This window comes from Streptomyces sp. S063, assembly GCF_002832675.1.
Classification (GTDB): Bacteria; Actinomycetota; Actinomycetes; order Streptomycetales; family Streptomycetaceae; genus Streptomyces; species Streptomyces sindenensis.
This window is the reverse complement of record NZ_CP021707.1, coordinates 6,902,037-6,923,676: the sequence shown is the minus strand read 5'-3', so window position 1 is coordinate 6,923,676 and position 21,640 is coordinate 6,902,037. Positions and strand designations below refer to the sequence as shown.

The window sequence follows — 21,640 nt, the reverse complement described above, 5'->3', positions numbered from 1 at the left end:
CCCGGCGGCATCCGCCCCGGGGCCGCCCGGGACCCCTGCGATCGGTGCCGCGGTCCGTGGGCGGCCCTCCGCCGAGTCGCGGTCAGTCGTGTGCGGACACCGCGCCCAACAGGTCGCGAATGTGTGCCGCCGCCGCCCTGAACTCCGGTCGGCCCAGCGTCTCGCCGTAGTCGCGCTCGGCGGGCAGGCCCACCTCGATGATCTCCGTGACGGTGCCGGGGCGCGGGCTCATCACCACCACCCGGTCGGCCAGGTAGACCGCCTCCGAGATCGAGTGGGTGACCAGCAGGACCGTGGTGCCGGTGGTGCGCCAGATGCGGTTCAGCTCGGTGTTCATCTGCTCGCGGGTGAGGGCGTCCAGCGCGCCGAAGGGCTCGTCCATCAGCAGGACCGGCGGTTCGTGCAGCAACGCCCGGCAGAGCGCGACGCGTTGCTGCATCCCGCCGGAGAGCTCGTGCGGGTAGGCGTCCTCGAATCCGCCCAGTCCGGTCATCCGGATCAGCTCGTCGGCCCGGGCGCGCGCCACGGCCGGTTCCATGCGGCGGATCTCGGCCTGGAGCAGGATGTTGCGCAGCGCCGAGCGCCACTCCAGCAGGGCCGCGCGCTGGAAGACGTATCCGATGTCGTGCCGGGGGCCGGTGACGCGCTCCCCGCCGAGCAGGACGTCCCCCGAGGAGGCGGTGAGCAGACCGGCCACCAGTTTGAGGAGGGTGGACTTGCCGCACCCGGACGGTCCGACGATGGCGACGAACTCCCCCGGCGCCACGTCCAGGGACACATCGCTGAGCGCGGTGACATCGCGCTTCTTGCTCCGGAAGCGGACCGCCACGTCCCCGAGCCGGACCCCGGCCGCCGGGCCCGCCCCTGCGGCGGCCGGGACGCGCGGTGTCGTCTGCTGCTTCGGCATCGTCATCCCTTCAGCGCCGTCTTCGTGTCCCAGTACTCGCCGACGGGCTTCGGCTTCGTGACCATGCCGGCCTCGGCGAACACGTCGATGGTCTGCTGCCAGTCCGCCTCGGTGTTGACGCCGGGCGCCCTGCCCTCGGTCGCCGCCGTGTGGAGCAGGGTCAGCGTCGTCGCGAACTGCTCGGACAGCACGGTCTTCGGCGGCAGTTGCTCGGAGGCCCCCTCCATGGCCGCCACCGCCGGCTCGGGCGCCTCGGCGGCGGCGGCCCAGGCCTCGCTGACCGCCTTGACCATGCGTTCCGCCACCTCCGGCTTGGAGCTCAGGATCTTCTGACCGGCGAGCAGCCCGTTGGAGTAGAAGTTCAGGCCGTGCTCGGAGAAGCGGAGGTAGGAGACCGGCTTTTTGGCCTTGTCCTGCATGGTCGGACCCTGGTCGCTGGCGTAGCCGAGGAGTCCGTCGGTCTTTCCGGAGATCACCGCGGCGATCTTGCCGGCCGGGTCGGTGTTCTGGACGGTGACATCGGATTCCCCGATGCCGTTCTTCTTCAGGAAGATCGGGAAGGTCTTGGACAGCGCGTCCCCTGCCGTCCCGGCGATGGTCCTCCCCTTCAGGTCGGCGGGCTCCTCGACGCCCTTGGCGTCGAAGGACTGCACGGAGGCCGGGGTGGTCTGGAGGAAGACGCCGAGGCTCTTCACCTTGACGCCCTGGTCGACGCCCGCGAGCAGGGCCGGGGTGTCGGCCCAGCCGAAGTCGGTCTGCCCTGCGGCCGTCGCCTGGACCGTCTTCTGGGAGCCCTGGCCCGCCCGGATGTCCAGGTCGATGCCGTGCTTCTCGAAGATCTTCTGCTGCTTGCCGTAGTAGAACGGCGCGTGTTCGCCGTACGGATACCAGTTGAGCGTCAGCGTGACCTTGTCCAGCTTCTTGCCCGATTCACTGGTGCTCGTCGAGGCGTCCTCGCCGCCGCAGGCGGTGGCCACCAGGACGAGGGGTACGACACCGATCAGGAGTCTGCGCGCATGCATGGGCTGGCCCTTCTCACGAGGAGGTCGGTGCGTGGTTCAGAACGTGGTGGTGGCCGAGGTGTCCCGGCGGCTGGCGTGCCACGGCAGGAGCAGCTTCTCCGCGATCTCGACGACGACGAACAGCACGACGCCGATCAGCGACATCACCAGCAGCCCCGCGAAGAGCATCGGTGTGTCGAGGTTGCCGTTGGCCTGGAGGATGACGTATCCGAGCCCTTCGTTGGCCCCGACGAACTCGCCGACGACCGCGCCGGTCACCGCGAGGGTGACGGCCACCTTGAGCCCGGAGAACAGATGCGGCAGCGAGGCCGGGAAGCGGATCTTCACGAAGGTCTGCCAGGGCTTCGCCCCCATCGTGGCGGACAGTTGGAGCATCTCCGGGTCGACGGCCTTGAGCCCGGTGACCATCGAGATCACCACCGGGAAGAAGGCGATGAGCACGGCGATGAGGATCTTGGGCGCGATGCCGAACCCGAGCCACACCACGAACAGCGGAGCGATGGCGATCTTCGGCACGACCTGGGCGAAGAGCAGGATCGGGTAGAGCGTGCGCTCCACCGTCGAGGAGTAGACCATGACCACCGCGGCCAGCACCCCGACGACGACCGCGATGGCGAAGCCGAGGAGCGTCTCGTACGTCGTCACCCAGGTGTGCTGCCAGAGGTAACCGGCCTTGGAGGTCAGGACGTCGAGCGTCGCACCGGGCGACGGCACGAGATAGGCCTCGATCAGCTCGGCCGCCGCGATCACCCACCAGACCACCAGGGCGGCCAGCAGCAGGGCGAGGGGCCGCCAGCTCTGCTCCGCGGCGCGCAGAAGCCGCTCCCCGGTCGTGGGACCGGCCCTGCGGGCGACCCCCGCCACATCGGCGGGGCGCTTGCTGAGCGCGCTCTGGCTCACGGTGAACTCCCTGAACTTAGGGGGCAGTTGTGGAGAGCTGTGCAATGCTGCGATGCTGCCGCCCTGACCGTGAAGGCGCTTTCAGAAAGCGCTTTCTGGTAAGGTGCCGCCACGCTAATGACTGCTCCCGCGCACGGTCAAGAGGTCGTCCCGAAGTTTCGGGGCCCTGCCACCACCGCACCCCTGGGGGTCGAGTTGAGTGAACGGGAAACACCGGTCCACCCCGGTACGCGCCGGCGGACACCCGCCGCCCATGTGACGCTCGACGCGGTGGCGCGCGAGGCCGGCGTCTCGCTCGCCACCGCCTCCCGGGCCCTCAACGGCACGGCCCGGGTCCGCGACGACCTGCGCGGCCGGGTGCGCGCGGCGGCCGACCTCCTCGGCTACATCCCCAACGCCCACGCCCAGGCCCTCGCCAGCGCCGAGGGCAACCGTACGGTGGGGCTGATCTGCCACGACGTGGGCGACCCGTACTTCGCGGGGATCGCCGGCGGGGTGATGCGCGCGGCGGCCGAGCAGGACCTGCTGGTGATGCTGGCCTCCACCTTCCGGGAACCGGCGCGGGAGATCGCCTACGTCTCGATGCTGCGGGCGCAGCGGGCGCGGGCCATCCTGCTGATCGGCTCGGGCTTCCAGGACCGGGCGTGGGAGCGGGCGATGGACGCCGAGTTGGAGCCGTACGTCCGGGCGGGCGGGCGGGTCGCGGTGGTCAGCCGGCACCGGTCCATGCGGGTGGACACCGTCCAGCCGGAGAACCGGGCCGGGGCGGCGGCGCTCGCGGCCTCGCTGGTGGCGCTGGGGCACCGGGACTTCGCCGTGCTCAGCGGTCCGCCCGAACTGACCACGGTCGCCGACCGATTGGCAGGATTCCGCGAGGGACTCGCCGCAGCGGGCATCACCCTTCGCCGGGTGGTGCGGGGCGCGTTCACCCGGGAGGGTGGGCACGCGGCGGCACGTCAGCTGCTGGCCGCCGGGGACGCACGGCCGACCTGTGTGTTCGCAGTGACCGATGTGATGGCGGTCGGCGCGCTGGCCGCGCTGCGGGAGGCCGGGGTGCGCGTCCCCGAGGACATGTCGCTCGCGGGGTTCGACGACATCCCCGTCGTACGGGAGGTGTCGCCGCCGCTGACCACGGTGGCGCTGCCGCTCACGGAGATGGGCGAGCAGGTGATCGCCCTCGCCCTGCGGACGCCGTCGCGGGCGGGGCGCTCCCGGGTTCTGCGGATCGAGGGGAGCGTGGTCCTGCGCGGCAGTACCGGTGCGCCGCCGGGGAGTTGAGCGCCTGCTCCGTACCTCCGTGCGGGGGCGGGGCGGTGGTGTCAGACGGTGCCGTGGCCCTCCCGGTCGTCGATCTGGCGGACGAGTTCATGGGCGAGCGACTTGATGGTGTCGAGGCCGGCCCGCCCCCAGGGGCGTGGCACGGTGTCGACGGCACAGACAGTGCCCAGCGCGATGCCGGTGCGGTCGATCAGCGGCGCCCCGAGGTAGGAGCGGATGCCTATGTCGTCCACCACCGGATTGCCCGCGAAGCGCGGGTAGTCGCAGACGTCGTCCAGGACGAGGGCCTTGCGCCGGACCAGCACGTGCGGGCAGTAGCCGTGGTCGCGGGCCATGTAGCGGCTGCTGCGGTTGCTGCCCGCCGCGGCCGAACCGAGGTCCTGGCCACCGCGGTTGCCCGCCGGGGTGTGCAGTCCCGCGAAGAACTGCCGGTTCTCGTCGATGAAGTTAACCATCGAGAAGGGCGTGGCGGTGACTTCGGCCACCTTGTCGGCGAAGGCGTCGAAGTTGTCGTAGGAGGCGTCGGGGCGTTCTCCGAGGTCCAGTTTGCGCAGCCGCTTGGCGCGGGCCGGGCCGTGCCGGTCGGTGGGTGTGAGGAGCATCCGGCCGGTGGCGAAGGATGTCACGGGTGGGCTCCGAAGGTCTGGAGTGGGGCGGGCGCCGAGGTGGCGTTGATGAGGTGCTGGACCAGGGTGACGAGGGTGCCCGTGCCGGAGCTGGCGATCCGGGCGTCGCACAGGACGACGGGCACCTCGGGGCCGAGGTCGAGCGCGGCGCGGATCTCGTCCGGCTCGTAGCGGTAGGCGCCGTCGAACTCGTTGACGGCGACGATGAATCCGATGCCGCGCCGTTCGAAGAAGTCGATCGCGCCGAAGCACTCGGCGAGGCGCCGGGTGTCGGCCAGCACGACCGCTCCGAGCGCACCCTGGGAGAGCTCGTCCCACATGAACCAGAAGCGCTCCTGGCCCGGTGTGCCGAACAGATAGAGGACATGCTGCTCGGAGAGGGTGATCCGGCCGAAGTCCATGGCGACGGTGGTGGCCGTCTTGGACTCGACCCCTTCCAGGCTGTCCGTCCCCACACTGCTCTGAGTCAGCAACTCCTCGGTGGACAGCGGGGCGATCTCGCTGACCGCGCCCACGAACGTCGTCTTGCCGACGCCGAATCCTCCGGCGACCAGAACCTTGAGGGCCACGGGAAAGAACTCGGCGGTTCCGGTGCGGTCAGAGCTGTCGTCGTAAACCATCGAGCACTGCCTCCAGCAGGGATCGGTCGGTGGGCATGTCGTGGAAAGCGGGAGCGTGCGCGGTGACCGCGCCGCAGGCGACCAGGTCGGAGAGGATGACCTTGGCGACGACCGCGGGCAGCCGGAGGTGTGCGGCGATCTCGGCGACGGACATCGGCCCTTCGCACATACCGAGGGCGATGGTGTGTTCCGGGCCGAGCGGGATGTCCGGCTCGATGCCCGTGGCCATGATCAGGGAGAGCAGGTCGAACGCGGTGGACGGCCGGGTCCGGCCGTTGCTGATCGTGTACGGGCGGATCAGCCGGCCGGCCGCGTCGTCGAGCAGGGGCCCGTCCTGCGGGGCCGGCATCCTCAGATCCCCGGGATGAACGGCGCGCCGGCCGGCTGCCGCAGCGGGGTCGTCAGATAGGGGCGGACGCTCTTGACCAGCATCGCCATCTCGTAGCCGAGCACCGCGGCGTCCGCCTCGCGTCCGGCGAGGACGGCGAGACAGGTGCCGGAGCCGGCGGTGGAGACGAACAGGAGCGTGGAGTCCAGTTCGACGACCACCTGGCGGACGTCGCCGTTGTCCCCGAACCGGGCCCCGGCGCTGCGGCCCAGTGAGTACAGACCGGCCGCCAGGGCAGCCATGTGGTCGGCGCTGTCGGGGTCCATACCGTGCACGGATTTCACCAGCCCGTCGGCGGAGAGCAGAACCGCGCTGCGTGTGTAGGGCACGCGCTGGACCAGCCCGCTCAGCAGCCAGTCCAGGTCCGAGACCTGGCCGGACGGCATATCGCTCGTCATGGTGTCTACTCCTTGAAGGTGGTGTCTTTGCGGGGTTCCGGGACGGCCTGGCCCGGCACGAAGGGCTCGCCCGCGAAGGCTCCGGGCGTGCCCGTCTCGCGGTCGGGGGTGTCTTCGGCAGGGCTGCCGCGCCGGTACGTGGCGGTGTCGTGCGGGTACGCGTCGGGCGGGTAGGTGTCCGGTACGGGCAGGCCGGCGGCGGGCAGCGCGTGGTCCGGCCGCGACACCCGGGCCGGCCCCGGCCGGTCGTCCGGTGCGGCGGCTCCGCGTACGGGGAGGGGCGAGAGGGACTCCAGAGGGGCGTCGAGCGCGGTCTGTCCCCCGCTTCCGGTGGTGCCGCCGCGGTTTCCGTATCCGCTCTCGGGGCTCTCTTCCTCGGCGGTCTGGGCCTCGGCGAGGTCGACGCCGCGCCGGAAGGCGGCCATGAGACCCGGGTCGTGCAGGGCGTGCTCGTCCTCGACGCGCGGGGCGGGCGCTTCGCGCAGCTGCGGTACGAGACTTTCCTGGTTCGTCCGTTTGGGCAGTTCGGGCCGGGCGGGAGAGGGGGTCGCGTGGGCGCGCTCGTGGACGGCCGCCGGAGCCGACCGGTCCTCGCGCTCATGGCCGGCCGCTGCGGGCGGACCGCCGCGCTCGGGCGGGGAGGCGGGCGGAGCGGGCCGGTCGACGCGTTCGGCTCGCAGCGGGAGGGGCGGGGCTTCGCCCGGGGGAGCTCCGGGGCGTCCGCTCCGTGCGGGCCCGGGCGTCCGGTGCGGGACGCCGGTGGATGCCTGGGGCGACGACGGTGCCGTGGCCGCCCGGGGCGCGGGGGTCTGGTCCCCGGGTGCCGGGGCCGGAGCGTTGGTCCGGGGTGTGCCGTTGCGCGGTGGAGCGGCGGCGGGGCTCCCGGCCTCGACGGGCGGCCGGTGGACGGCGCCGGGGGGTGGTACGGGCACGGCGTCGGGCGACGGCGGGGCGTCGGGATCGGTGCCGAGCAGCGACTGCGGAAGGACCAGGACCGCCTGCGTACCGCCGTAGATGTTGCTCTGGAGACGGACGGCGATGCCATGGCGGCGGGCGAGGGCCGAGACGACGAACAGGCCGATCCGGCCGTCCTGGAGCAGGTGGGCGACGTTGACCTGGTCGGGGTCGGAGAGCAGGGCGTTCATCCGCTTCTGCTCGTGGTCCGGCATCCCGAGTCCGCGGTCCTCCACCTCCAGGGCGAGCCCGGCGGTGACCTGCTGGACGCGCAGCAGCACCTGGGTGTGGGGGGCGGAGAAGACCGTGGCGTTCTCGACCAGCTCGGCCAGCAGGTGGATCACGTCGGCGACGGCGTGGCCGCGCAGGGTGCCGTCCATCGGCGGGACCAGCTTGACCCGGGGGTACTGCTCGACCTCGGCGATGGCCGAGCGGAGCACCTCGGTCATGGTGACCGGGTTGCTCCACTGGCGCCGGGAGACGGCCCCGCCGAGAACGGCGAGGTTCTCCGCGTGGCGGCGGATCCGGGTGGCGAGGTGGTCGACGTGGAAGAGGCCCTTGAGGAGATCGGGGTCCTCGACCTCGTGCTCCAGCTCGTCGAGGATCTGGATCTCGCGGTGGACGAGAGATTGCAGCCGTCGCGCGAGGTTGACGAAGACCTCGACCTTCTGTTCGTTGCCGGCCCTGCTGAAGAGCTGGGATGCCTGGACGACGGCGGCGACGGCGGCCTCCTGGGCCCGGGCCATCTCCTGCCCGAGCAGGTCGAAGGCGTCGGCCCCGGGCGTGGGGGCGGGGCGGGCCTTCGCGCGGGAACGGGCTCCCCGTTGCGGAGCTGTTCCACCACCCGCTGCAGCTCGGCCTGGCCCTGGGCGCTGGCGCGCCGGAGGGCGAGGGCCCGGTCGAGCACCTGGCCCGCCACACGGTTGGCGCCGAGGTAGGCGGCCGCGACGGCGGCGACCGCCAGGGCGCCCGATCCGCCGAGCGCCGCCCAGAGGCTGGGCGAGGAGCCGACCTCTCCGGCGCGGGCGGTGAAGATGACGGCCGCCGCGCCGCTGAACACCGCGGCGACGGCCGGGAGCAGCGCGGTCCGCAGCAGTTGGGGGCGGATGCGGGCGTCGGGGGAAGGCCCTGCGGCGCGCGGCCTGCTCGGGGCCGAGTGGCCGCGCGTGCCGGGGCGGCCGTGCCGCCCGCCCTCACGGCGGTCCGGTCGCGCGTCGGGTGCGCGAAGTTGAGACATCAGCATCCTCGGTACAGGGGGCACCGGGGGTCGGCGGTCGTGCCGGCGTCCATGCGGTGGCCCCTACGGTGGTCGGTCAAGCGCGGGTCATCGGTCGGGCAGGCCCGAACGTCATGAGCCCACCGTTGATCACCGGCCACACACGGTAGTCGTCAATGACGTATGCGCGACGGGCAGTTGTCGAACTTGCCCGCCATCCGTCCCACTCTGGTATGAGCCCTCGTACGCGCGCCCGATTGCCGAGCCTTGGCCCTGGGTTTACCCGCAGGCAGGGCACCCCCCGAGGAGGCGCGAAGGCGGCCGGTTACCATATGAGCGCCGCCTAGCTCGAAAGATAAACTTGTGACTGTCAATGACGACTCGTTCACCAACTGGATGCACCGCGAGGAGATCGCGGAGTCGATGATCCCGATCATCGGGAAGCTGCACCGCGAGCAGGACGTCAATGTCCTGCTGCACAGCCGCTCCCTGGTGAACAAGTCGGTGGTCAGCATCCTCAAGACCCACCGCTTCGCCCGGCAGATCGCGGGCGAGGAGCTCTCGGTCACCGAGACGATGCCCTTCCTCAAGGCTCTGACGACGCTCGATCTCGGCCCGTCCCAGATCGACATAGGCATGCTCGCCGCCACCTACCGGGCCGACGGCCGCGGCCTCTCCGTCGAGGAGTTCACCGCGGAGGCCGTCGCCGGGGCGACGGGCGACAACAAGATCGAGCGCCGCGCCTCGCGTGACGTGGTGCTCTACGGCTTCGGCCGCATCGGCCGGCTCATCGCCCGCCTGCTGATCGAGAAGGCCGGTTCGGGCAACGGCCTGCGCCTGCGGGCCATCGTCGTCCGCAAGGGCTCCGGCCAGGACATCGTCAAGCGCGCCTCACTGCTGCGGCGCGACTCGATCCACGGCCAGTTCCAGGGCACGATCACCGTCGACGAGGCGACCAACAAGATCATCGCCAACGGCAACGAGATCCAGGTGATCTACTCGGACGACCCGACGACGGTCGACTACACGGCGTACGGCATCAAGGACGCCATCCTGATCGACAACACCGGCCGGTGGCGGGACCGCGAGGGCCTCTCCAAGCACCTCCAGCCGGGCATCGGCAAGGTCGTGCTCACCGCGCCGGGCAAGGGCGACGTCCCGAACATCGTGCACGGCGTCAACCACGACACGGTGAAGCCGGACGAGCGGATCCTGTCCTGCGCGTCCTGCACGACCAATGCCATCGTCCCGCCGCTGAAGGCGATGGCGGAGGAGTACGGCGTTCTGCGCGGGCACGTGGAGACCGTCCACTCGTACACCAACGACCAGAACCTGCTGGACAACTACCACGGCTCCGACCGCCGTGGCCGTTCGGCGGCGCTCAACATGGTCATCACCGAGACCGGGGCCGCGTCGGCCGTGGCGAAGGCGCTTCCCGAGCTGAAGGCGCCGATCACCGGCAGCTCGATCCGCGTCCCGGTGCCGGACGTCTCGATCGCCATCCTCAGCCTGCGGCTGGAGCGCGAGACCACCCGCGAGGAGGTCCTCGACTACCTCCGCAATGTGTCGCTGGCCTCGCCGCTCAAGCGTCAGATCGACTTCATCAGCGCGCCGGACGCGGTCTCCAGCGACTTCATCGGCTCGCGCCACGCCTCGATCGTCGACGCGGGCGCGACCAAGGTCGACGGCGACAACGCCATCCTCTATCTCTGGTACGACAACGAGTTCGGCTACTCGTGCCAGGTCATCCGGGTCGTCCAGCACGTCTCCGGCGTGGAGTACCCGACCTACCCGGCCCCGGCGGTCTGACAGCCCCGGTACGCCCTTCCGTACGACGCCCGGTGCCCGGCAGGTCCGCCTGCCGGGCACCGGCGTGCGGGCAAGGGCGCGGGTGGCCCCGCCGCGCGCCCGGAACTCAGACCTGGCCGAGGTCCGAGCTGACCCAGCGTTCGGGGCGCAGGGTGATCACCACCTGCTCACCGTGGTTCTCCCAGGCGAAGTCCACGTAACCGGCGACCTTCTCGGCCGGGAGGTATCGCGCCGACACATGCTCCAGGTCGGCGCGCGTGGCGGGGCGGGTGTCGACGACGGGCCCCTCGACCGATACGTACCGAACGGTCGGCTCCAGCCGGTCCACGAGCAGCGTGAACCGGCCTGCGGCGGCGATCAGTTCGGCCTTGCGCGAGGTGCGGCCGGTGAGGATCCGGACATCGCCGCCCGCTTCGTACTCGTACCAGATCGGCACGCTGAGCGGCGCCCGGTCACCGTCTCCCGACGCGACGGCGAGTGCGGCGACATGGGGTTCGGCGAGGAACTGTTCGCGCTCTTCACGGGTCAGTGCCACGGGAGGCTCCTTCTCGTACGGGGATGCGAGGGCTGCCCCAGTGTGCCCCGCGCGAACGCCGAGCCCGGCCCCTCGGTCCCCGACGTCGGCGTGTCCTATGCCGTTCCCCGCGCCCGGGAGACCCCATCGGTCCGCCGTACGACAGCCGCCCCCCGCAGGGCGACGGCGCACCAGACGGCGACGAGCAGCAGCCCGACGCCAGCGAGACCGGCGACTTCGAGGGGCTCCGGCCGCCAGCCGAGGGTCAGCCGCGTACCGATCATGACGAGGCCGATGGCAGCCGTCTCCGGTTCGTAGACGGGCACCTTGGCGGCCACGCATCGCAGGATGGCGGCCAGGGCCAGACCGATCGCGGTCCAGGCGAGCAGATAGGGCCAGAGCGCTCCCGGAGCGGCGGGCGGCAGGCCGAACTCCTCCGGTCCGATGCGGAAGAGCGCGCCCACCCATCCCAGCGCCACACCGGCGGCGGTGACGGCCGCGACCCACGCCGCATGACGCCAGAGGGGACCGGGCCGCACCTCCGCGTCCTCGGAGTCGTCGGGGCCGAGGGAGTCGGCAGGGTACTCAGGAAGATCATTCATGCCTGATCAGACGCGTACGGGGTGGCGATCGTTGCGCGTTCGGGCGACAACTAGGCTCCCGGGCATGAGCAAGGGCCATGACGACGAGCCGATATTCATCCGCTCGAACTGGGGGACAAGTCGCTATGTCTACAACCCGAGGAACCCGGTCGGGATGGGCCTCATCATCGGGTCCCTGCTGTTCGCCGCCGTCTTCCTGTACTCCCTGCACTCCCGTAGCTCCTGGAGCGAGGGCGAATTGCGCGACGCGGTGCACGTCGCCGTCCGCGACCTGGAGGCGACGCCGCAAACGCTGGGTTCATGGACCGGCAGTTACGCGAGCATGATCCGCGACGCCCTGGAGAAGAGCGGCAAGGGCCCCTCGACCGGCGGCCTGCACGTCGAGGACGCGGACGACCCCTACGACAAGGACGCGGATCCCGCTGTCGACCTGTTCGAGGTCACAGCGGAGGACGTCGATGCCACGTTCTGCCTGAGCGTGTCGCCTCCTCGACCGGAGCCGGACATGACGAGTGTCGAGGTCAGCCTCTCCGTCACCGTCGTGGAGGGCGAGTGCTGAGCCCGGCCGGCGTCGGTCCGGAGCGGATGGGGGCTTGAAGTTGCCGCTGCGGCAGCTTCTACGGTCCTGACCGGGGCCGGAGAGACCGGCCCGTGAGGCGCTCGTGGAGAACGAGGACTGGCGCGCGGCGTACGAGGCCATCGCCCCGGGGCCGGCGGAGTACCAGCGGGACGCGATCGAGGTCTACGCGGTGTCCCGGCTCGGCTGAGTCGCCGGGGAGGGGCCGCCGCCGGACGCGACCGGCGGCGGCCCCAGCCCTACGTCCTGCGCGCGGTCAGCGCTCCCCCGCCAGGTCGAGGTCGCCCCGCGCCGCCGGCGCGGGGCCGCGGTCGGAACCGGGCTCTTCTTCGGGGAGGCGCCACGGGTGGGCGAGCGTGGGGGACAGCGCTCGCCACCACGGTGCCACGGGCAGGATTCCGGCCGGTTCGAACGGTTCGCCCGGGCGGGGGAACGCCACCGGCTGGTCCGCCTCCTCGCCGGCGTCCTTCGTCCACTCGCCCGGCTCCGCCCAGGCGTGCGGGGCGAGGTTGAACGTGCCCCAGTGGATCGGGAGCAGCACTCCGTGCGGGCGGCCGCCCTGGAGGTCCAGGTGGGCGCGCATGCCTTCGGCGGGGGTCATGTGGATGTCCGGCCAGTACTCCGAGTACGCGCCGATCTGGATCATGGTGGCGTCGAAGGGACCGTGCTCGGCGCCGATGTCCCGGAAACCGGGGAAATAGCCGGTGTCCCCGCTGTGGTAGATCCGGTGCTCCGGGCCCGCGACGACCCAGGACGCCCAGAGGGTGTGCTGCCCGTTGCGCAGCCCGCGCCCGCAGAAGTGGCGGGCGGGGGTGGCGGTGAGGCTGATTCCGGCGACCGTCGCGGTCTCGTTCCAGTCGAGCTCGTGCATCCGGGCCGCGGGCACACCCCAGCGCTCCAGATGGGCTCCGACACCGAGCGGCACGGCGAAGACCGTGTCGGTACCGGCCAGGGCACGGATCGTCGGCAGGTCGAGGTGGTCGTAGTGGTCGTGGGAGATCACGACGACGTCGACCGGTCCGAGCGCGGCCAGCGACAACGGGGTGGGATGCAGCCGCTTCGGCCCGGCGAACGGGAACGGGGAACAGCGCTCGCCCCAGACCGGGTCGAACAGGACGCGCCGGCCGTCGATCTCCGCCAGCACGCTGGAATGGCCCATCCAGGTCAGCCGCAGCCCGCTGACGGGCGGCGCGGCCAGATCGGCGAGGGTGGTGGGGTGGACGGGCACGGCGCCGTTCGGCGTCCTCAGGGCCCGCTGCTCTCTCTGGAAATAGGTCTTGGCGAATTCGACGGTGGAACCGGAGGGCCTGATACGGGCCCCAACCGGGTTCTGGAAGGCTCCGTCGACGAAATGGGGCGAGCGGCGGATGCGCTCCATCCGCGCTCCGGCCGGATCGGCCCCGAAGGACTCGGTACGCATCGAGCGCAGTTTCGTGCGGAGCGGAAGCAAGTAGTCAGCGCCGGTCACAACATCTCCTGAGGAGTCGGTGTCGTCTCATTATCGTCGGCCTGTACGACAGGGCGAGCAGAAGATGCTGAACGGGGCAGCCGGCCCGGCCGACGGGGGTGTCAGCCACGCGGCTGCCCGTAGGCGTGGTCGATATGCAGGGTGAGCAGCACCCTGCGGTCCTCGACCATGGCCCGGCGGTAGTCGTCCCAGTCGGGGTGCTCGCCCCTGACGTCCCGGTAGAGCGTGATCAGGGCCTCCACGGTGGCGTCGTCGGGGGTCTCGGCGGGTGGAGTCAGCTCGGCGGTTCCCTCGGCGACGGTCCAGGCCCACCGGTCGTCGCTCGTGACGTGGTAGCTCGCCCGGGGGTCGCGCCGCAGGTTGCGGGTCTTGGCCCGGCCCTCGGTGACCGAGACGCGGACCACCTGCTCCTCGGGGTAGAAGGCGTGGTTGACGTTGGACAGCTGAGGTCGTCCGTCCTGCTTCAGGGTGACCAGAACCCCGCCGTCCTGCTCGCCGAGGAGGCGGAGCAGCGCTTGCCGATCCGGTTCGATTCGTGTCATGCAGAAGGCAACGTCCGGCCCGGCCGGAGGATTCCGGTTCCGGCCCCTCCCCCGGTCCCGTCACCTCTCCCCGGTCGTGTCACATCCGCCGGCCTCCGCCGCGTCCTCCTGGTGAACGTCCGTGTCCCGGGTCGCCGGCGGTCTCCGGCCATCGTCCGTGCCGCCGCTGACCTGGCCCATTCGTTAGGGTGTCCCGGTGGGAAGAGTCCGGTTGAACGTGGCGGAGCGGCGTGAGGAGCTGCTGCGTGCCGCGGTCGAGCAGATCGAGGTCCGAGGGGTCTCGTCCGTGCGGATCGCCGATGTGGCCCAGGTGCTGGGTGTGAGCAACGCGCTCGTCCTCTACCACTTCTCGACCAAGGAGAAGCTGGTCGCGGCGGCGTTCGCATACGCGGCCGAGGCCGATCTCGCCCACCTCCGCAAGCTGCTGGCCCGCCGCACCACCGCGCTGCGCCGGCTGCGGGCGGCCGTGCGGTGGTACGCGCCGACGGGAACGGCCAAGGGCTGGCGGCTGTGGATCGAGGGGTGGGCCGCCTCGCTGCGCGACCCGGCCCTCCGTGAGGTCGCGGGCGACCTCGACCAGCAGTGGAAGACGGAGCTGGCCCAGGTCATCGAAGAGGGTGCCGCCGCCGGAGAGTTCCGGTGCGAGGACCCCCGGTCGGCGGCCTGGCGGCTCACCGCCCTCCTGGACGGGATGGCGGTGCAGACGACCTCGTACGCGGGTCCGCTCTCGCGGACCACGATGCTGCGGTGGACCGACGAGGCGCTCGCCCGCGAGCTGGGCGTCGACCTCGCCGATCTGACCGGTGCGGCAGTCGCGGACGCCTCGGCCGACGTCTGACCGGCCGATCCCCTCGCCCCTCCCCCGACCCCGGACGATCCCCTGACGGCGGCCGGACAGCCGCCGTCAGGTCTGGCGCACCGGTGCGTAGGCCGCCCCCTCCAGGCCGAAGGTCCAGGCCACCCCGTCCTTCGCCGTCCGGGTGGTGGGCGGCACACGCAGCCAGTAGGTGCGATACGTGCCGTCCGGTTCGGGGGTGGAGTTGACCACCTCGACCATCACCACGTCCTCGTCGCCGTCGAGGGCGATGCGCCAGAGGATGCCCGTCTCGTCGCGGTGGACGGGTTCGGCTCCCGACTCGGTGAGATACCGGTCGTAGCCGTAGTACTCCAGCATCACCCGGCGCAGCTCCGCGTTCTCCTCGGCGCGGATCCGCTCGGGGGTGAGGGAGGACAGCTCGGCCAGGAACGCGGCGGGCACGGGCATGCCGCGCCAGGCGTGCAGGGCGAACCCGTCCCCGTACGCGAGTGCCGGCCCCTCCCCGTGGTCGAGCCGGCCCGCCTCGTCGCGGTGCAGGACGTCGGGCCGCTCGGTGATGACCACGGCGTGCTCGTAGGGCCACCACCAGCCGGCGCTGCGGGCCACCTCCACGAGACCCGCGAGCCGGTCGCCGTGCCCGTCGAAGGCCGCGAGCCAGGCGGCGTCGTGCTGGCCGAGCACCGCGTCCAGGAGCACCAGCCGGACCGCCCCCGCTTCCTCCGGCCGCCGCGCCAGGTCGGCGACGACCCCGGCCCGTATCCGCTCGGCGAGCGCGGCCGTGGTCTCCCACAGCTGGGCCCCGGTGGCGGACCAGAGCGCCGACCAGCCCGCCGGGCCCAGCTCGTCGTACATCCGGCGGCGTTCGTCCGCCCAGGGGCGGGTGCGGATCTCCTCGCGCACCGACCGTCCGGCGTCGGTCAGCTTCTCCACCGTCTCGACCGCGGCCCGGGGCGATGCGGCCCAGATGATCCGGTCCGGCTCGGCCAGTCCGGCGGTGCGGTAGGCGCGCCGCACCCCGGCCTCGGCCGCCGCCCGGTCCGCACGGCCGGTCGCCGCCGCCACGCTCCGCCAGGAATTCACGTTCTGCATCGGTTGTCCCCGTCCCCTGCTGTGCTCGATCTGTTCCGAAAGGCTGTGTTCGCTGCGTTCGCTCTGGGTGTCCGTGCGGGCTCCGGCACGGCCGAAGGGTCAGTCCGCCACGATGCGGACCGCGCCCGGCGCGTACTCCCGCTGGCGCACGACGCGGAACCAGCCCTTGGGCAGCGGGATCACCGCGTGTTCCTCGTGCACCACTCGGCCGCCCTCGGGGAGATGGAGCAGCATCGGGCCGAACTGGCCCGCTTCCCGGATGAGCCGGCCGGGGCCCTGCACGGCGTGCGCGTGTCCGGTGACCTCGCCGAGTGCGAGCACCAGCCGTCCCCGGCCGTCGCGCAGTTCGCCCGGGGCCTCCAGGAAGGAGGCGGGCACCGCGGACTCGTCCAGCTCCATGATCAGTACATCGCCCTGCCGGTACACAGACGTCTCCCCTCGTCGCGGCACCCGCTGTGCCGACCACGGGAAAAACGCTACGGGCAGGGTCTGACAACGGTCCTGCCGGCGGCGGTGAACGGGTCCCGGTCGCGGCGTTGTCAGTGCGGCTTGATAGACCTTGCGGACAACAGCCGTCCCACGATCAGGAGCTCAGGGCCATGTACGGTGCGCAGCATCTGCACGAGTTCGGCGGCCTTCCGGCCGTCGACTTCCGGCACACGACCGACGGGGGCTCCCGGCCCGCCGCGGACGCCGCGGCCTGGCGTATCTCCGTCGATCCGTACGGCGACGACGACCGGGACCGGCCCTGGGAGGAGGAGTTCGCCGACTTCCTGGGCTCGGTCGACCCGGCAGGGGTCCGGGCCCTGATCATCGGTCAGTGGGGCGAGGCGTACGAGGAGAAGTCGTCGGTTCCGGTCGGTCTGGTGATCGCCGCCGCCGACCGGCTGACCTCGCTGGAGGCGGTGTTCGTCGGTGATCTCGAGGCGGAGGAGGCCGAGATCACCTGGATCGAGCAGTCGGACGTGACGGCACTGCTGGCCGCTTTCCCCGCCCTGACGGAGCTCGGGGTGCGCGGTGGCACGGATCTGGTGTTCCCGCCGACGAAGCACGAGCGGCTGCGGTCGCTGACGATCCAGGCGGGCGGGCTGCCGGTCGAGGTCGTGCGCGGGGTGCTGGACAGCGAACTTCCCGCGCTGGAGCGGCTGGACCTCTGGCTCGGAGTGTCCGCCTACGAGGGCGACACCGACGTAGCCGATCTCGCTCCGCTGCTGTCCGGCACCCGGTTCCCCCGGCTGAACCACCTGGGCGTGCGCAACAGCGAGATCCAGAACGAGATCGCCGCCGCCATCGCCTCGGCTCCGGTCGTCGCCCAGCTGCGGGTGCTCGACCTGTCGAACGGGACGCTGGGCGACGAGGGCGCGGCCGCCCTGCTCGAAGGGCAGCCGCTGACCCACCTGGAAGTCCTCGATCTCCACCACCACTTCCTCAGCGACGCCATGGAGGAGCGGGTCCGTTCCGCCCTGGAACCGCACGGGGTGCGGGTCGACCTCTCGGAGAAGTGCGAGCCGTGGGGCGACCGGGGCGTCGAGGGCCGTTACACCGCGGTGTCGGAGTGAACGCCATGACATATCTCGGGATTGAGCATCTGGAGCGCTTTCACGGGCTGCCGGTCCACACCCCGGAGCAGTCGTCCGGTGCCCTGCCCGCCGCCGACTCCGTGGCCTGGCGGCTGGTGTGCGACTACGGCGAGGACGCCGGCTTCGCCACTCTGTGGGAGCAGTTCCTGGAGTCGGTGGACACGGCCCGGGTCCGAGCCCTCGTCATCGGCCCCTGGTGGAACGACGAGTACACGCCGATCGATCCGGTGGTGGAGCTGATCGTCGCCCACGCCGACCGCTTCCCGGCCCTGCGCGGGCTCTTCCTCGCCGATGTGGTGGGCGAGGAGTGTGAGGTGTCCTGGCTGAAGATGTGCGACATCACTCCGGTGCTCGAAGCGCTGCCGTCGCTGGAGGAGTTCGGTGTGCGCGGCTGCGGCCAGGAGGGACTCGCGCTGCGCCCCCTGCGCCATACGGCGCTGAAGTCGCTGCGCTTCGAGTCCGGCGGGCTGCCCGGCGCGCTGGTCCGGGCCGTCGCCGCGAGCGAGCTGCCCGCGCTGGAGCGGCTGGACCTGTGGTTCGGCAGTTCGTGGTACGGCGGCGACGCCACGGTCGACGACATCCGGCCGCTCCTGTCGGGCGGTGTGTTCCCCCGGCTGCGCCACCTGGGGTTGCAGAACAGCGAGATCCAGGACGAGATCGCCCTCGCCGTGGGTTCGGCTCCCGTGGTGGCCCAGTTGGAGACCCTGGCGCTGTCCCTGGGCACCCTGAGCGACACGGGCGGCGAGGCTCTGCTCAACGGTCAGCCCCTGAGCCATCTGTCCACGCTCGACCTGCGCCACCACTACCTCACCGGGCCGGTGCTGGACCGCATCAGGACCGCCTGCGCCCCGGCCGTGGTGGAGGGCGGCGAGGCCGAGGACGACTACGCCGACCCGGACGACGAGGACGACGAACCGGAACGCTATGTCGCGGTCAGCGAGTAGCACCGGGGGCGGCCCGGCGCCGCGCTTCGCGGTCGTCGGCAACCCGGACAACCGGCGGGTCGCCTTCTTCGAGGAGGCCGTGCGGTCCGCCGGTCTGCCGGCGGCCCGGGTCGTGCCCTGGCTCCACGTGCTGCGCGGCGAGGCGGCGTTCGCCCCCGGCGAGAGCGTGCGGATCGATTCGCCCGGTGAGGACGCCGAGGTGGACCGGCTGCTCCGCGGGGTCGACGATCCGACCCGGGTGGAGGGCTCCGCCCGGTGGTACACGCGCTTCACGGAGGCGGTGGAGAGGGTGGCCGGCGCGGCGTCCTCAGCGGGTGCCGAGGTGCTGGGCTCCCCCGCCGATATCGCCGTGCTCTTCGACAAGCGGCTGTGCCACGGACTGCTCGACGGGGCGGGGGTCCCGGTGCCCGCCTCGCCGACCTCCGGACCGGCGGGGGCCCCGGTGCGCGGCTGGTCCGACGTACGGGAGTTGCTGCGCGAGCACCGGATGCCCCGGGCGTTCGTGAAGCTCGCTCACGGCTCCTCCGCCTCCGGGGTGCTGGCGGTGGAGACGGCGGGTCCCGGCCGGGTCCGGGCGAGCACATCGGTCGAACGGGACGCGTCGGGGCGGCTGTTCAACTCGCTGCGGGTTCGGCGCTACACCTCGGAGCAGGAGGTCGGCGCGGTGGTGGACGCGCTGGCCCCGGACGGGCTGCACATCGAGCGATGGCTGCCGAAGGCGTCCCAGCGGGGGCGGGCCGCGGACCTGCGGATCGTGGTGGTCGGCGGCCGGGCCACGCACGCCGTGGTGCGGACGAGCACGAGCCCCATGACCAATCTGCATCTCGGCGGCGCGCGCGGTGACCTCGACGAGGTCCGGTCCGCCGTGGCGGCGGCGGGCGGCTGCTGGCGTGAGGCGCTGGCGATGTGCGAGCGGGCGGCGGCCTGCTTCCCCCGCACGCCCTGTGTGGGCGTCGACCTTCTGCCCACGGCCGGCTGGCGGCGCTTCGCCGTCGGCGAGGTCAACGCCTTCGGCGATCTGCTGCCCGGACTCACCGGTCTGCCGGGCAGCGGCGCCGAGGGCCTGAACACCTATGCGGCGCAGGTCGCCGCCGTACTGGACCGAGCAAGGAACCACCGTGCCGTCATCGCTTCCTGACCCCGCCACGCCCTCCGCGTACGACCGGCCCGACATGGGCGAGGTCGTGGGCAGCCACGATCTGTTGCTGGTCACCCTGGACACCCTGCGCCACGATGTCGCCGTCGAGTTGGCGGCCGCCGGGCGCATCCCGCACCTGGCCCGGCATCTGCCCGGCGGCGGCTGGGAGGAGCGGCACGCCCCGGGCAGCTTCACCTACGCCTCGCACCAGGCGATGTTCGCGGGGTTCCTGCCGACGCCCGCCTTCCCCGGACCGCACCCGCGGCTGTTCGCGGCGCGGTTCGCGGGAAGTGAGACGACGGCGGACGGCACGTTCGTGTTCGACACCCCGGATCTGGTGTCGGGGCTGGCCGCCGAGGGCTATCGCACGGTGTGTATCGGCGGGGTCGGCTTCTTCAACCGTCAGGGACCGCTCGGTTCGGTGCTGCCCGGAATGTTCCAGGAGAGCCACTGGGAGCCCGGCTTCGGCGTCGCCTCGCCCACGTCGTTCGAGGAGCAGGTGGCCCGGGCGGAGGAGGTCGTCGCGGCGCTCCCCCGGGAACAGCGGCTGTTCCTCTTCGTCAACGTGTCCGCTCTGCACCAGCCGAACTGGTTCCATCTGCCCGGGGCGACCCGCGAGGCGGGCGACTCCCGGGCCACGCACGCGGCGGCCCTGGAGTACGTGGACCGGCACATCGGCCGGCTCTTCGCCGCCGCGAGCAGCCGTCGCCGGTGCTTCGCCATCGTCTGCTCCGACCACGGCACCGCCTACGGCGACGACGGCTACACCGGTCACCGGCTCGGCCACCCGGCCGTCTGGACCGTCCCGTACGCCCACTTCTTCCTCGAACCACCCGCAACGCCCGAACCGGGGGCCGCCCGATGACGATCACGACCAGCACCACCGCGCCGCCCGCCGTCCGGCCGTACGAGAGTTACGTCTACGCCTATCCGCACAAGACGGCCTACCGGCCGCTGGCGGACCGCCCCGCCCTGCGGTCGCTCTGGGCGGCGGAGCCGAAGGACGCCCTCTCCCTCTACCTCCACATACCGTTCTGCGAGGTCCGCTGCGGCTTCTGCAATCTCTTCACCCGGATCGGCGCGCCGGAGATGCTGACGACGCGCTATCTGGACGCGCTGGACCGGCAGGCCCTGGCGGTGCGGGAGGCGCTGGGCGACGAGGAGCCGGTGCGGTTCGCGGCGGCGGCGTTCGGCGGCGGGACGCCGACGTTCCTGACCGCCGGGGAGCTGGAGCGGCTCTGTGATATCGCGGAGAAGCGGATGGGCGCCGATCTGAGCGCGGTCCCGCTGTCCGTGGAGACCTCGCCCTCCACCGCCACCCCCGACCGGTTGGCGGTGCTGGCCGACCGGGGCACGACGAGGATCAGCATCGGTGTGCAGAGCTTCGTGGACGAGGAGGCCCGGGCGGCCGTCCGTCCCCAGCGCCGCGCCGACGTGGAAGCGGCGCTCGGCCGGATCCGGGACGCCCGGATCCCGGTGCTGAACATCGACCTGATCTACGGCATCGACGGGCAGACCGAGCGCAGCTGGCTCGCCTCGCTGGACGCGGCGCTGGCCTGGCGGCCGGAGGAGCTGTACCTCTATCCGCTGTACGTGCGTCCGCTCACCGGTCTGCACCGCATCGGGCCGGCGACCGGCCCGGAGGCGCAGGCCCCGGAGGACGCCGCCTGGGACGAGCAGCGGCTGCGGCTGTACGCGGTGGGGCGGGACCATCTCCTGGCCCACGGCTACGAGCAGGTGTCGATGCGGATGTTCCGGCGGACCGACGCCCCGCGCGAGCAGGAGGGCCCGGAGGACTACGCCTGCCAGACCGACGGCATGATCGGCCTCGGCTGCGGTGCCCGTTCGTACACGTCCGCCCTGCACTACTCCTTCGACTACGCGGTGGACATGCGGGAGATCCGGTCGATCATCGACCGCTTCACCGCCACCGAGGACTTCTCCCGCGCCGAGGTCGGCCGGTACGTCGACGCGGCCGAGGCGCGTCGGCGGCACCTGTTGCAGTCGCTGCTCCAGGCGGCGGGGCTGCCGGTGGCGGAGTACCGGGCCCGGTTCGGCACGGATCCGGGGAAGGACTTCCCGGCCGAGCTGACGGAGTTCGCGGACCGGGGCTGGCTGGACGCGGCGGCGCCGGACGGTCTGCTCAGGCTGTCCCCGTCGGGTCTCGCCCACTCCGACGCGCTGGGGCCCGCGCTGTTCTCCCCCGGGGTGCGGGCGGCGATGGCCGCGTACGAGAGGAAGTGACCGGGCC

At 72.0% G+C, this 21,640-nt stretch carries 22 protein-coding genes and 2 pseudogenes; 10 read left to right on the top strand and 14 right to left on the bottom strand.

What is annotated here, in order from left to right; translation table 11 throughout:
- Positions 1-82: 82 nt before the first annotated feature.
- From CCZ36_RS31445 to CCZ36_RS31435, 3 genes are read right to left on the bottom strand one after another with little or no spacing between them, the layout of a single operon-like run.
- Entirely contained in the window at positions 83-913 is an 831-nt protein-coding gene (locus CCZ36_RS31445) for an ABC transporter ATP-binding protein (protein WP_069741169.1), read from the bottom strand.
- Positions 910-1,929 (bottom strand): ABC transporter substrate-binding protein, encoded by a 1,020-nt coding sequence (locus CCZ36_RS31440; protein ID WP_069736233.1) that lies wholly within the window; start codon positions 1,927-1,929, stop codon positions 910-912. Before CCZ36_RS31440 ends, CCZ36_RS31445 begins: the two co-directional genes overlap by 4 nt.
- 36 nt (positions 1,930-1,965) lie before the next feature.
- Positions 1,966-2,829: an ABC transporter permease gene (locus CCZ36_RS31435; RefSeq protein WP_069736232.1), complete on the bottom strand. Its 864-nt coding sequence runs from the start codon at positions 2,827-2,829 to the stop codon at positions 1,966-1,968.
- A 255-nt stretch (positions 2,830-3,084) separates the two neighbouring features.
- Here CCZ36_RS31435 and CCZ36_RS31430 point away from each other — a divergent pair, with 255 nt between their 5' ends.
- A complete protein-coding gene (locus tag CCZ36_RS31430) occupies positions 3,085-4,107 on the top strand; it encodes a LacI family DNA-binding transcriptional regulator (protein WP_128819817.1) in 1,023 nt (340 codons plus the stop codon).
- Between the two features lie 41 nt (positions 4,108-4,148).
- On the opposite strand, the gene CCZ36_RS31425 is transcribed toward CCZ36_RS31430, so the two are convergent.
- The 5 genes and pseudogenes from CCZ36_RS31425 to CCZ36_RS31405 all read right to left on the bottom strand — a co-directional run bounded on the left by CCZ36_RS31425 (position 4,149) and on the right by CCZ36_RS31405 (position 8,330).
- Positions 4,149-4,733 carry a GAF domain-containing protein gene (locus CCZ36_RS31425; RefSeq protein ID WP_128819102.1) on the bottom strand — a complete coding sequence of 195 codons (585 nt, stop codon included), beginning with the start codon at positions 4,731-4,733 and terminating at the stop codon, positions 4,149-4,151.
- On the bottom strand, positions 4,730-5,353 hold the full coding sequence (locus CCZ36_RS31420; RefSeq protein ID WP_069736230.1) for a GTP-binding protein: 624 nt from the start codon (positions 5,351-5,353) through the stop codon (positions 4,730-4,732). The genes CCZ36_RS31425 and CCZ36_RS31420 overlap by 4 nt, the downstream gene beginning before the upstream one ends.
- A complete protein-coding gene (locus CCZ36_RS31415; RefSeq protein ID WP_065476692.1) occupies positions 5,331-5,702 on the bottom strand; it encodes a DUF742 domain-containing protein in 372 nt (123 codons plus the stop codon). The genes CCZ36_RS31420 and CCZ36_RS31415 overlap by 23 nt, the downstream gene beginning before the upstream one ends.
- A gap of 2 nt (positions 5,703-5,704) precedes the next feature.
- Complete coding sequence (locus CCZ36_RS31410; protein ID WP_128819101.1) at positions 5,705-6,139, bottom strand: roadblock/LC7 domain-containing protein; 435 nt, start codon at positions 6,137-6,139, stop codon at positions 5,705-5,707.
- A gap of 5 nt (positions 6,140-6,144) precedes the next feature.
- Positions 6,145-8,330, bottom strand: a pseudogene (locus tag CCZ36_RS31405) (ATP-binding protein).
- Between the two features lie 342 nt (positions 8,331-8,672).
- Between CCZ36_RS31405 and CCZ36_RS31400 the strand changes: the two are divergent.
- Positions 8,673-10,118: a glyceraldehyde-3-phosphate dehydrogenase gene (locus CCZ36_RS31400; protein WP_069740038.1), complete on the top strand. Its 1,446-nt coding sequence runs from the start codon at positions 8,673-8,675 to the stop codon at positions 10,116-10,118.
- Between the two features lie 106 nt (positions 10,119-10,224).
- On the opposite strand, the gene CCZ36_RS31395 is transcribed toward CCZ36_RS31400, so the two are convergent.
- Positions 10,225-10,653, bottom strand: a complete 429-nt coding sequence (locus CCZ36_RS31395; RefSeq protein ID WP_069741174.1) for a pyridoxamine 5'-phosphate oxidase family protein — start codon at positions 10,651-10,653, stop codon at positions 10,225-10,227.
- Between the two features lie 95 nt (positions 10,654-10,748).
- Positions 10,749-11,234, bottom strand: a complete 486-nt coding sequence (locus CCZ36_RS31390) for a hypothetical protein (RefSeq protein ID WP_128819100.1) — start codon at positions 11,232-11,234, stop codon at positions 10,749-10,751.
- A gap of 64 nt (positions 11,235-11,298) precedes the next feature.
- On the opposite strand from CCZ36_RS31390, the gene CCZ36_RS31385 reads away from it, so the two are divergent.
- Both CCZ36_RS31385 and CCZ36_RS31380 read left to right on the top strand, forming a co-directional pair.
- Positions 11,299-11,793 carry a hypothetical protein gene (locus tag CCZ36_RS31385; RefSeq protein WP_128819099.1) on the top strand — a complete coding sequence of 165 codons (495 nt, stop codon included), beginning with the start codon at positions 11,299-11,301 and terminating at the stop codon, positions 11,791-11,793.
- 100 nt (positions 11,794-11,893) lie between these two features.
- A pseudogene (locus CCZ36_RS31380) lies at positions 11,894-12,001 on the top strand (MerR family transcriptional regulator); the annotation flags it as partial.
- Positions 12,002-12,067: 66 nt separating this feature from the next.
- On the opposite strand, the gene CCZ36_RS31375 reads toward CCZ36_RS31380, so the two are convergent.
- Both CCZ36_RS31375 and CCZ36_RS31370 read right to left on the bottom strand, forming a co-directional pair.
- Entirely contained in the window at positions 12,068-13,279 is a 1,212-nt protein-coding gene (locus tag CCZ36_RS31375; RefSeq protein WP_128819098.1) for an MBL fold metallo-hydrolase, read from the bottom strand.
- Positions 13,280-13,380: 101 nt separating this feature from the next.
- Positions 13,381-13,821 carry a PPOX class F420-dependent oxidoreductase gene (locus CCZ36_RS31370; RefSeq protein WP_069741192.1) on the bottom strand — a complete coding sequence of 147 codons (441 nt, stop codon included), beginning with the start codon at positions 13,819-13,821 and terminating at the stop codon, positions 13,381-13,383.
- A gap of 196 nt (positions 13,822-14,017) precedes the next feature.
- Here CCZ36_RS31370 and CCZ36_RS31365 point away from each other — a divergent pair, with 196 nt between their 5' ends.
- Positions 14,018-14,659 carry a TetR/AcrR family transcriptional regulator gene (locus CCZ36_RS31365; RefSeq protein WP_069740044.1) on the top strand — a complete coding sequence of 214 codons (642 nt, stop codon included), beginning with the start codon at positions 14,018-14,020 and terminating at the stop codon, positions 14,657-14,659.
- Positions 14,660-14,725: 66 nt separating this feature from the next.
- On the opposite strand, the gene CCZ36_RS31360 is transcribed toward CCZ36_RS31365, so the two are convergent.
- Both CCZ36_RS31360 and CCZ36_RS31355 read right to left on the bottom strand, forming a co-directional pair.
- Complete coding sequence (locus CCZ36_RS31360; protein WP_128819097.1) at positions 14,726-15,727, bottom strand: DUF6745 domain-containing protein; 1,002 nt, start codon at positions 15,725-15,727, stop codon at positions 14,726-14,728.
- A gap of 99 nt (positions 15,728-15,826) precedes the next feature.
- Positions 15,827-16,153, bottom strand: a complete 327-nt coding sequence (locus CCZ36_RS31355) for a hypothetical protein (protein ID WP_069740046.1) — start codon at positions 16,151-16,153, stop codon at positions 15,827-15,829.
- 173 nt (positions 16,154-16,326) lie between these two features.
- On the opposite strand from CCZ36_RS31355, the gene CCZ36_RS31350 reads away from it, so the two are divergent.
- The 5 genes from CCZ36_RS31350 to CCZ36_RS31330 are packed head-to-tail and all read left to right on the top strand — an operon-like array spanning position 16,327 to position 21,633.
- Positions 16,327-17,286: an STM4015 family protein gene (locus tag CCZ36_RS31350; protein ID WP_128819096.1), complete on the top strand. Its 960-nt coding sequence runs from the start codon at positions 16,327-16,329 to the stop codon at positions 17,284-17,286.
- Positions 17,287-17,291: 5 nt separating this feature from the next.
- Positions 17,292-18,251: an STM4015 family protein gene (locus CCZ36_RS31345; RefSeq protein WP_128819095.1), complete on the top strand. Its 960-nt coding sequence runs from the start codon at positions 17,292-17,294 to the stop codon at positions 18,249-18,251.
- Positions 18,232-19,389 (top strand): STM4014 family protein, encoded by a 1,158-nt coding sequence (locus CCZ36_RS31340; RefSeq protein WP_128819094.1) that lies wholly within the window; start codon positions 18,232-18,234, stop codon positions 19,387-19,389. The genes CCZ36_RS31345 and CCZ36_RS31340 overlap by 20 nt, the downstream gene beginning before the upstream one ends.
- A 34-nt stretch (positions 19,390-19,423) precedes the next feature.
- Positions 19,424-20,254, top strand: a complete 831-nt coding sequence (locus tag CCZ36_RS31335; RefSeq protein WP_069741280.1) for an STM4013/SEN3800 family hydrolase — start codon at positions 19,424-19,426, stop codon at positions 20,252-20,254.
- Positions 20,251-21,633, top strand: a complete 1,383-nt coding sequence (locus CCZ36_RS31330; RefSeq protein WP_128819093.1) for an STM4012 family radical SAM protein — start codon at positions 20,251-20,253, stop codon at positions 21,631-21,633. Before CCZ36_RS31335 ends, CCZ36_RS31330 begins: the two co-directional genes overlap by 4 nt.
- Positions 21,634-21,640: the final 7 nt, after the last annotated feature.